Origin of the sequence: Hydrogenophaga sp. (genome assembly GCF_041633695.1) — a bacterium.
Classification (GTDB): domain Bacteria; phylum Pseudomonadota; class Gammaproteobacteria; order Burkholderiales; family Burkholderiaceae_C; genus Hydrogenophaga.
In genome coordinates, this window is record NZ_JBFJMY010000137.1 from 1 (window position 1) to 10,335 (window position 10,335).

The following is a 10,335-nucleotide window of genomic DNA, read 5'->3' on the forward strand; positions in this document are numbered from 1 at the left end:
CAGGCCCTGGATCTGGCCGGGCTGGAAGCCGCCGAACGCCAAGCCTGGAAGAGCTTTGACCTGCTGCTGCAAAGTCTGAGCAAGAAACGCCGCCAGGCCGCCCCGAAGCTGTCGAAGGCGGTCACCGACACCATGCAAACGCTGGGCATGCAGGGCGGCCGCTTCGAGGTGGCTCTGACGCGGCTGGACCAGGCGCAAGCCCATGGCTGGGAGCAGGTGGAATTTTTGGTGGCCGGCCACGCCGGCGTGACGCCGCGCCCAGTGGGCAAGGTGGCCTCTGGCGGCGAGCTTTCGCGCATTGCGCTGGCGATCTCGGTGGTAACCAGCCAGCTCGGCCAGGCCCCCACGCTGATCTTCGACGAGGTCGATGCCGGCGTGGGCGGTGTGACGGCCCACACCGTGGGCCGCCTGTTGCGCCAGCTCGGTCAAGACCGGCAGGTACTGGCGGTGACCCACCTGGCACAAGTGGCGGCCTGCGCCGATCACCATTTGCTGGTCAGCAAACTGCAGGCCGGCAAACAGACACTGAGCCAGGTGGAACCGGTGGTGCAGACCGCACGGGTGCACGAGCTTGCACGCATGCTGGGCGGTGGAGAACAATCCGAAATCTCGCTGGCGCACGCCCGCGAACTGCTGGCCGCATGATGACTTTGCCCGTTCCGACCGACAACCTGCCGGCCACCGAGCTGGTGCTCATCACCGGCATGTCCGGCTCGGGCAAGTCCGTGGCGCTGACCGCCCTGGAGGACATGGGCTTTTACTGCGTCGACAACCTGCCACCCGAGTTGCTGGACGCTTTGATCACGCTGGAGCAAAGCCACCATGCGACCAAAGTGGCGATTGCCATCGACGTGCGCAGCGCGGCTTCCTTGCCCGGCTTGCCGCACCAGCTGAAGCTGCTGCAACAACACGCCGGCCAGCGGGTGCAGCTCACCACCTTGTTCCTCGACGCCACCACCGACACCCTGGTGCGCCGCTTTTCAGAAACCCGCCGCCAACACCCGCTGTCGCACAAGCCCATGGCCGACCAGCGAGGCGCGCTCACCGACGCGATCGAGCACGAACGTGAACTGCTGGCGCAGCTGCGCGAAAACGCCCTGGTGCTCGACACCAGCCTGATCCGGCCCGCCCAGCTGCGCAGCCAGGTCAAGGATTTGATCGGCACGGTGCAATCGCAGCTGACCCTGGTGTTCGAATCCTTTGCCTTCAAGCGGGGCATCCCGATGGATGCCGACTTCGTGTTCGATGTGCGCATGCTGCCCAATCCGCACTACGAGCCGGCCCTGAAAAACCTGACCGGGCGCGACGCCCCGGTGGCGGCCTTTCTCGCGGCGCAACCCGAAGTCGGCGAAATGCAGCAGCAGATCGACCAATTCCTGCGGCACTGGTTGCCGACGATGCGGCGCGACCACCGCAGCTACGTCACGGTGGCCATTGGCTGCACCGGCGGCCAGCACCGCTCGGTCTATCTGGTCGAAACGCTGGCGCGCGCGTTTGCCAGCGAATGGGCCGCCCGGGTGCGTCACCGCGAAGCCGACGACTGGTCCAACCTGCTGCAGACCCCGTAAGCGCCCAAACGCCTCACCCGCACCTTACCCGCGCAGCAATTGCCGCACGGGCGCCGGGAGTCCCACCTGCTCCAGCGCGTCCAGCGCCACCCAGCGCCCAGCAGGCAACCAGCGGTCTGCCGACGCCACTCGCGCGCTGGTTTCGATGTCCAGCGCCATGGGGTGCAAACGCAATTCGCGGTGGGTCAGGCTGTGGGCGACGGCCGTCAGCGGCTCGAGCTTTGGGCGCATGCTGGCCGGCGCCGCAGCCAACAAAGCGGCCTCGCTGTCGAACACCGGCAGGCAATACAAACCGGCCCAGATACCACGGGGTGGTCGCTGCTCCAGCCACACCCGGGGCATAGCGGGCGCGGACCGGTCGCGCACCAGCAGCAGCCACCAGCTTTCGTGCCGACGTTTGAGCGTGCGGGTTTTGATAGGGAAGCGCGACACCTGCGCCTGTGCGCGGGCCTGGCACAAGCCGGCCACCGGACAACCCTCGCAGTTCGGCCGGCTGCGCGTGCACAGCGTTGCACCCAGGTCCATGAGACCTTGCGTATAAGCGCTCATGTCCTGCAGGCTGGGTGCCACCGGCAACAAGGCCTGAGCCAGGGCCAGCAACTCGCGCTGACTGGTCAGCTGCGACAGATCGCCTTCGAAGGCGAGCAAGCGCGAGAGCACGCGCCGCACATTGCCATCCAGAATCGACACCCGCTCGCCGTGGCAAAACGCGGCAATGGCTGCGGCGGTCGACGCGCCGATACCAGGCAAGGCCTGCAAAGCCTGCGCGCTTGTCGGGAAAATACCCTGGTGCTCAGCCACCACCACCTGCGCACAGCGGTGCAGGTTGCGCGCGCGGCTGTAGTAGCCCAGCCCGCTCCACAAGGCCATGACATCGTCTGAGGATGCGGCCGCCAAGCTGTGCACATCGGGAAAGCGGGCCAGAAAGCGCGGGTAGTAGCTGCTCACGCTGCTGACCTGGGTTTGCTGCAGCATCACCTCCGACAACCAGACCCGGTAGGGATCGCGCGTGCCCTGCCAGGGCATGCCACGGCGCCCCGCTTTCAATTGCCAATCGATCAGCCGACGCGCAAACGCCAGCGGCAAGACCCTAGCCGCCGCAGGCGGCTGCAAACCCGGCGATCGGCTCATGCGACCAAGGCGGGCGCGGGTACCGGGACGGGCGTGGCGACGGGTTCGGCTTTGGGATCGGCCAGCAGCATGCTGGTGAGCTCGACCAGCTTGGCATCCAGCAAATTGAGCTGGGTCTGCTGGTCTTGCAGTTCGCGGATGCGTTCGTCCAGGCCGCTGGCGGCCTGCTGGATGCGGGAAACGGCTTCGATGCGGCGGCTGAAATTGCGCCTGCGCTCACGCAACTGAGCATCGAGCTGGGCCGCCGCCGATTTGTTCCACAGCTCCACTTCGTTGACTGCGGTTTCATAGACCACGCGCAGCCGGCTCATGAGTGCACGTGCCAGACGCTCGGCGAATTCGGGCTGGGCCAAACGCAAGGCATTGCCCAGGCCCAGGTATTGGATGTGGCTTTTTTCGATGGCGCCCAGATCTTTGGCGTACTGCTCCAGCTGCGGCGGGGTGGGCGGCTGCAAGGAGAAACCGTATTCCGCGTTCAAGCCCTTGAAGCTGCCTTCCAGCATGGACTGGATATCGGTGGCCAAGGTGCCGGCCTTGGTCAGATCGGCACGCAGCTGGTCAAACGTGTGGGCATAGGCACGGCGCACCCCCAGCTTGATGCCGGGTTGTTTGAGTGCACGCGCCAGCTCCACCACCCGCGACTTGAGATGCGAGCTGCTGAGCAAGGCGAACAAATCCTTGAGCAAGCGCAGATGCACCGACCGCACCGCCTGGATCTTGGCGCCGCTGGCATCAAAATCGGCTTGTTCCTGCTCGATGCGCAAGCGCATTTGCTTGATCACGCCTTCGTTCTTGCCGCGCAAGCCATCCAGCTCCTGCATCTGCTCCACCAGATCGCGCGCTCGCGTGTGCACCAGACGCCCGGTCTCCTGGCGCAGCGACTGGATGCCCGCCGACACCGCCGCGCGCAGAATGCGCCGCCGCTCGCCCAGCAAGCCCACGCCCAGCGCCTTCTCCAGCGCCATCAGGTTGCTGGCCTCCAGCAGCTTGTCGTCGCGGTTCACCTTCGCCAGCAGGCCTTTTTGCGCCGACACCGCCAGCACGTGTGCGGGCGACAGCCCCAGGATTTCAGCCGCGTCGGTGCGCTGTGCCGCAATCTGCAACTGCACCTGTTCGGGTGTGCTCAAGGCGTCCCACATGGTGTCGATCTTGTTCAACACCACCAGGCTGGACTCGCGCACAGCCTCAAAATCGCTCAAATGCTGGCGCCAGATGGTCAGGTCCGACTTGGTGACCCCGGTGTCCGCCGCCAAGATGAAAACCACCGCGTGGGCCTGGGGCAGCAGACTCACGGTCAGTTCGGGTTCGGCGCCGATGGCGTTCAAACCGGGGGTATCCAGAATCACCAGCCCTTGCTTGAGCAAGGGGTGCGCCATGTTGATCAAGGCGTGGCGCCACTTGGGCACCTCGATCATGCCGTCGGCGCCAGGCAAAGGATTGTCGTCCGGGGTGTCGTCGTTCCAGAATCCCAGCTTGGCCGCGTCGGTCTGGCTCACGCGCCGCACCTCGGCCACCTTCTGGATCGCCCGCGCCAGCTGCTTGGGATCGTTCACATCCAGATCCACCCGCTCCCATTTTTCAGGTGCGTTGCGCCAGTCCAGCAGCGACTTGGACTGCAAGCGGGTCTCGATCGGCAACAAGCGCAGACAGGGCGGCACATCCGCCTCGTAGCCCAGCTCGGTCGGGCACATGGTGGTGCGGCCGGCACTGGCGGGCATGATGCGGCGACCATAGCCCGCGAAGAACATGGCGTTGATCAGCTCGGACTTGCCGCGCGAGAACTCCGCCACAAAGGCCACCATGACCTTGTCGTTGCGCACCTGCGCGTGCACTTGATCGAGCCGCTCGCGCACGCCCGCTTCCATCAGGTCGTGGTCTATGAGCCATTCCGACAGCAGTTTGAGACGCAGAGCAAACTCCTTGCGCCAAACGCCGTGCTGGTCAAATTCCTGATTGAAGCTCATATGCGGGGTGGAAAAAGAAGAAGTCAATATAGCATCGGCAGCCGCTTGCGCACCGACCGGCCAGCCCGCCCCACACACCATCCGGCCCCCCACTCAAGGCTTCTGACAGGTCGGACAATAGAAAGTGGAGCGTTGCCCTTGCCGAATGGACTTGATCGGCGTCTCACACCGTCGGCAGGGCAAGCCGTCCCGGCCATAGACCATGGCGTCGAGCTGAAAGTAGCCGGTCTGCCCTTCGGCGTTGGAGAAGTCGCGCAAGGTGCTGCCACCCAGCGCCAGCGCACGTTGCAGAACCGCGACAATCGCGCCATGCAAACGCTGCGCGCGGGGCTTGCTCAGCCGGTCGGCGCGCAAGCTGGGCCGGATTCCGGCCATGAACAAGGCCTCGGACGCGTAAATATTGCCCACCCCCACCACCACATCGCCCGCCAAGAGCACCTGTTTGATGCTGGAGCGCCGTTTTTGCAAGGCCTGGTGGAAAGGCAGCGGGTCAAATCCCACCTCCAACGGCTCCACCCCGAGCTTGCTCAAGAGCTTCAACGCGCTGGGGGCGTCCAGCGCGTCGGCGTAGACCACCGCACCAAACCGGCGCGGATCGTGCAAGCGCAAACAACCCTGGCTGGTTTGCAGCTCGAAGTGGTCGTGCACGCCCCGTGGCGGCAAACGGGCTGCGAACTGCAAGCTGCCCGACATGCCCAGGTGCAGCAGAAGCAGGCCCTGGTCCATGCGGAGCAACAGGTATTTGCCACGCCGCTGCACGCTGTGCACCACCCGGCCCTGCAACTCAGCTGGATCACAACCCAGGGGCCAGCGCAAGGACTTGCCCAGGTGCACCCCTTGCACGCTGGCGCCGGCGATCCGATCGGCAAAACTGCGGCGGGTGACTTCGACTTCGGGAAGCTCGGGCATGGAATTTGGGTGGTGAATGGAACAGATGGTGCGCCATCGACTCTCAAGCCTGTGACCGACCACCCTTCCATTATCATGACCCAATGAAAACGCCGCACTGCCTCGTGAACCCGCTCACCAGAAGCCATTGCAGCGCAGCTGCCCCGGCCACAGCGTTCTCGATCAAGCCTCTGGCGTCTGGTTCAAAACACCTGCTGCTGGCCCTGTGCCTGGCGGGATGGACACTGGCCGTGGCGGCTCAGAACACCGCCCCCACGCCAGCGCCCGTGGCCAGCTCGGCGGTACAGCCTTCGCCAGTCAACTCGGACCTGAGCGCACAGCTGTTCTACCAGTTGCTTCTGGGAGAGCTCAATGTGCAAGGCGGCGATCCAGGAGCCGGTTTCTCGCTGCTGCTGGATGCGGCACGCAAGCAGCGCGACCCGCAGCTGTACCGCCGCGCGGTCGAAGTCGCGTTGCAGGCACGTTCGGGCGAAGCGGCACTGACCGCCGCACGCGCCTGGTCACAAGCGCTTCCCGAGTCGCCCGAGGCCGATCGTTTTCTGCTGCAAATTCTGTTGGCACTGAATCGGGTCGAAGAGACCGGGCCCTTGCTGAAATCCCTGCTCGCGCGCGCCAGTGGCAAAGAGCGCACCGACACCATCAACGCCATCCCCCAGACCTTTGCCCGCGTGCCGGACAAAGCCCTGGCCCAGCAAGTGGTGCGCGAGGCCTTGGCCCCCCAGTTGCAACTGCCCGAATACGCCGCCGCCGCCTGGACCACCGTGGGGCGCATGGCCCTGGCCCAGGAGCAATGGGCACCGGCCTTGAGCGCAGCACGCCGAGCGCACGAGAGCGACCCCGGTGCGCCCTTGCCCGCGCTGCTGGCCCTGGAGCTGATGGAACGCGGGCAGACCGAGGCCGAAGTCTTGGTGCGCCAGCACCTGCAGGCGCGGACAAAGACCGATGCGGACCGCATCACCGTGCCGCTGACCTACGCCCGCATCCTGCTCGATTTGCAGCGCACCGCAGAAGCGCGCACGCAATTGCAGGAACTGACCCAAAGCCATCCGGAATCGGCGGAACCCTGGCTGCTGCTGGCCACGCTGCAGATACAGGAAAACCAGCTGCCGGCCGCTGGCGCCTCACTGCAAAAGTACATGACGCTGGCGCGCGCCTCCAGCGACGAACGCCTGGCGCGTGGCCTCACCCAGGCCTATTTGCTGATGGCCCAGATTGCCGAGCGGCAAAAAGATTTTTCGGCGGCGAACGCCTGGCTGGACCGGATCGAAAACGCCGAAGACATCATGGCGGCACAAGTGCGGCGCGCATCGCTGCTGGCCAAACAAGGACAGCTCCCGCAAGCCAGAGCCCTGCTGCGCAGCCAGCCGGAGCGGCGCCCGGAAGACGCCAGGCTGAAGTACGTGGTTGAAGCGCAGCTGCTGCGCGACAACCGGGCCTACCAACAGGCCTACGAGGTGTACGGGGAAGCCGTTGCACGCTTCCCCGAAGATACCGAGCTCGTGTACGACCAGGCCATGATGGCCGAAAAGGCCGACCGGCTCGACGCCATGGAAAAGCTGCTGCGCCAGCTGATCGCGGCCAAACCGGACCACCACCACGCCTACAACGCGCTGGGCTATTCGTTTGCCGAACGCGGCGTGCGCTTGCCGGAAGCCCGGCAATTGATCGAAAAGGCGGTGGAACTCGCGCCCGGCGACGCCTACATCCAGGACAGCCTGGCCTGGTTGGAATACCGCCAGGGCAATCTGGCCAAGGCCCTGGACATCCTGCGGGCAGCCTATGCCAAACGGCCAGACGTGGAGATCGCCGCGCACCTGGGTGAAGTGCTCTGGGTCCAAGGCCAGCGCGAGCAGGCCTTGAAAATCTGGCGCGAAGCCCTGCTGCTGTCGAATGACAACGCGACGCTGCAAGAAACTCTCAAACGCCTGCAAGCCAAACCATGAGCGGCGCCATCTGGGCAGGGCGAGCACCCCGCTGGGGCCACCTGGCCTTTGTTTCCACACGCGGGCTGTGCGTGCTGCTCTTCGCCCTGCTGCTGGGCGCCTGCGCCACGCGCCCGCCCGCCGCACCGGGCGAAAACCGTTGGGACGGCCGGTTGGCGGTGCGCATCGACAGCACGCCGCCACAATCGTTTTCGGCCGGGTTTGAGCTCAAGGGATCCCCGGACGCGGGCGAGCTGCGGTTCACATCGCCCCTGGGCAACACCCTGGCCACGGTCTTGTGGACTCCCATCGGTGCCGAGCTGCGCCAGGGAACAGACGTGCGCAATTACCAGAACCTGGACGCGTTGACCGCGGAACTCAGTGGCACGGCGCTGCCAGTGGCCGCCCTGTTCAGCTGGCTGCAAGGCCAGCCGCAGCAAGCCGCCGGCTGGCAAGCCGATCTGGCGCTACAGCCCGAGGGCCGGGTCACAGCGCTGCGCGAGTTGCCCGAACCGCGCGCCGAGTTGCGCATCGTCTTCCAGCCATGAAAGCGTTCGGTCCCGGCGATGGCCCGACACGCCTGAACCAGGTGCCCGCGCCCGCCAAGCTCAACCTTTTTTTGCACATTCTGGGCCGCAGGCCCGATGGCTACCACTTGATGCAATCGGTGTTCATGCTCATCGACTGGGGCGACACCCTGCATTTCGAGCTGCGCACCGACGGGCGGATTCAACGCGAGGATTTGCTGGCCCACGCCTCTTCCGCCGCTTTGCCCGCCGAAGACCTGTGTGTGCGCGCGGCGATGGCCCTCAAACAAGCCACCGGCTGCCCACTGGGCGCCACCATCGGCCTGGAAAAACGCCTGCCTGCCGAAGCGGGCATGGGCGGAGGCTCCTCGGACGCGGCCAGTTGCCTGCTCGCGCTCAACCGCCTGTGGCAGTTGGATCTGAAGCGCCCTCAACTGGCGGAAATTGGCTTGAAGCTGGGCGCCGATGTGCCCTTTTTCATCGGCGGGCGCAACGCCTGGGTCGAAGGTGTGGGCGAACAATTGACGCCCATCAGCTTGCCGTCCGCCCGCTTTGTGGTGGTCAAACCCGCTGCGGGCGCCTCGACGCAAGCGATTTTCAATTCGCCCCTGCTCAAGCGCGATACAAAAACTGCTACAATCCAAGGCTTTGCTGCAAATGACGCCACCGGGGTGGTTGGGTGTGATCTTCAGGAACTCCTGGACTTCGGACACAACGATCTTCAACCGGTCGCACAGGCCTTGTGTCCCGATGTGGGACGTTGCATCGAATGGCTTTCCAGCCATGGTTTGCAAGGCCGAATGACCGGGTCGGGTACAGCGGTATTTGCGCCCATGCCGTATGGAATGGACTTGTCGGATGCCCCTGTGGGCTGGACGGTACAAACCTGCAGCAATCTGGATGTGCATCCATTGGCGGGCTGGTGTTCCGATTAGAATATCGGTCTCGCGCAGTCGGCACAGTAGATGCGCGGCCTGCGACGTTTTTTAGGCGGTTTGCCAAACGGCAAATGGCCTGTGTAGGGGAGTCGCCAAGTTGGTAAAGGCACTGGATTTTGATTCCAGCATGCGAGGGTTCGAGTCCTTCCTCCCCTGCCACCATTTTTGAACCACGCCAGGAACCCGGCGCTTGCTCGGATTCGCTGGGTGCTGCGTTTTCTGCACCGCCAGTTGCGGCTGAGGTGCACCGCACTTCCTGCCGCCATCTCGCCACCGTCCAATCAGCTGGGAAAACCATGCAAGTTCAGCCACAGGATTTCATGCTCTTCACCGGCAACGCCAACCCGGTGTTGGCGGCAGAGATCGCCCAGCACCTGGGCACCCGTCTGGGTGCCGCCAACGTGGGCCGATTCTCTGACGGCGAAGTCACCGTCGAGATCATGCAAAACGTGCGCGCACGCGATGTGTTCGTGATCCAGTCCACGTGCGTGCCGACCAACGAAAACCTGATGGAACTCATCATCATGGTCGACGCGCTCAAGCGGGCATCCGCTGAACGCATCTCGGCGGTGATTCCCTATTTTGGCTACGCGCGCCAGGACCGCCGCCCGCGCTCCAGCCGTGTGCCCATCACCGCCAAGGTGGTGGCCAACATGCTGCAAGCCGTGGGTGTGAGCCGGGTCCTGACCATGGACCTGCACGCCGACCAGATCCAGGGTTTCTTCGACATTCCGGTGGACAACATCTACGCCTCGCCCGTGTTGCTGGGCGACTTGCGCCAGAAGAACTACACCGACTTGCTGGTGGTGTCGCCCGACGTGGGTGGCGTGGTGCGTGCACGTGCCCTGGCCAAGCAGCTCAACTGCGACATGGCCATCATCGACAAGCGCCGCCCCAAGGCCAATGTGTCGGAAGTGATGCACGTGATCGGCGACATCGACGGCCGCAACTGCGTGATCATGGACGACATGATCGACACCGCCGGCACGCTGGTGAAGGCGGCAGAAGTGCTCAAGGAGCGTGGCGCCAAAAACGTCTACGCCTATTGCTCGCACCCCATCTTTTCTGGTCCGGCCATCGAACGCATCTCCAAGGGCAATGCCCTGGACGAAGTTGTGGTCACCAACACCATTCCTCTTTCGCAGGCCGCCCAGGCCTGCGGCAAGATCCGCCAGCTCTCCGTGGCGCCGCTGATGGCCGAAACCATCGCGCGCATCGCCTCCGGAGAGTCGGTCATGAGTTTGTTTGCCGATCAGGACAACCTTTTTTAAGGCGACCTGAGAGCAACAAAAAGCGAACCGTCTTCATTTGAAGCGGTTCTTTTTCAATCGAGGCGTTCTGGTCGCGGAACCCCTCAACAGGAGTCAGTCATGCAA

At 64.5% G+C, this 10,335-nt stretch carries 8 protein-coding genes, 1 tRNA gene and 1 pseudogene; 7 read left to right on the plus strand and 3 right to left on the minus strand.

The genetic code is table 11. From position 1 onward, the window contains the following. Both ABYB95_RS10425 and rapZ read left to right on the plus strand, forming a co-directional pair. Positions 1–645: pseudogene (locus ABYB95_RS10425) on the plus strand (DNA repair protein RecN); the annotation flags it as partial. Beyond that, positions 642–1,568, plus strand: coding sequence for an RNase adapter RapZ (gene rapZ / locus ABYB95_RS10430; RefSeq protein WP_372658431.1), 927 nt, complete (start codon positions 642–644; stop codon positions 1,566–1,568). The pseudogene ABYB95_RS10425 and the gene rapZ, both read left to right, overlap by 4 nt. A 24-nt stretch (positions 1,569–1,592) precedes the next feature. On the opposite strand, the gene mutY is transcribed toward rapZ, so the two are convergent. The 3 genes from mutY to mutM form a co-directional block, all read right to left on the minus strand. Next, positions 1,593–2,699 carry an A/G-specific adenine glycosylase gene (mutY, locus tag ABYB95_RS10435; protein ID WP_372658432.1) on the minus strand — a complete coding sequence of 369 codons (1,107 nt, stop codon included), beginning with the start codon at positions 2,697–2,699 and terminating at the stop codon, positions 1,593–1,595. Continuing rightward, on the minus strand, positions 2,696–4,663 hold the full coding sequence (locus ABYB95_RS10440; protein WP_372658434.1) for a dynamin family protein: 1,968 nt from the start codon (positions 4,661–4,663) through the stop codon (positions 2,696–2,698). Before ABYB95_RS10440 ends, mutY begins: the two co-directional genes overlap by 4 nt. A gap of 93 nt (positions 4,664–4,756) precedes the next feature. Beyond that, entirely contained in the window at positions 4,757–5,572 is an 816-nt protein-coding gene (gene mutM, locus ABYB95_RS10445; RefSeq protein ID WP_372658435.1) for a bifunctional DNA-formamidopyrimidine glycosylase/DNA-(apurinic or apyrimidinic site) lyase, read from the minus strand. Positions 5,573–5,655: 83 nt separating this feature from the next. Between mutM and ABYB95_RS10450 the strand changes: the two genes are divergently transcribed. The 5 genes from ABYB95_RS10450 to ABYB95_RS10470 all read left to right on the plus strand — a co-directional run bounded on the left by ABYB95_RS10450 (position 5,656) and on the right by ABYB95_RS10470 (position 10,230). Next, positions 5,656–7,515, plus strand: a complete 1,860-nt coding sequence (locus ABYB95_RS10450) for a tetratricopeptide repeat protein (RefSeq protein ID WP_372658436.1) — start codon at positions 5,656–5,658, stop codon at positions 7,513–7,515. Then, complete coding sequence (locus ABYB95_RS10455; protein ID WP_372658437.1) at positions 7,512–8,042, plus strand: outer membrane lipoprotein LolB; 531 nt, start codon at positions 7,512–7,514, stop codon at positions 8,040–8,042. Before ABYB95_RS10450 ends, ABYB95_RS10455 begins: the two co-directional genes overlap by 4 nt. After that, positions 8,039–8,956, plus strand: coding sequence for a 4-(cytidine 5'-diphospho)-2-C-methyl-D-erythritol kinase (gene ispE / locus ABYB95_RS10460; RefSeq protein ID WP_372658439.1), 918 nt, complete (start codon positions 8,039–8,041; stop codon positions 8,954–8,956). Before ABYB95_RS10455 ends, ispE begins: the two co-directional genes overlap by 4 nt. Positions 8,957–9,041: 85 nt before the next feature. Continuing rightward, positions 9,042–9,118: transfer RNA gene (locus tag ABYB95_RS10465), tRNA-Gln, on the plus strand. Between the two features lie 137 nt (positions 9,119–9,255). Continuing rightward, positions 9,256–10,230, plus strand: coding sequence for a ribose-phosphate pyrophosphokinase (locus ABYB95_RS10470; RefSeq protein ID WP_372658440.1), 975 nt, complete (start codon positions 9,256–9,258; stop codon positions 10,228–10,230). The last annotated feature ends 105 nt before the right edge of the window (positions 10,231–10,335 follow it).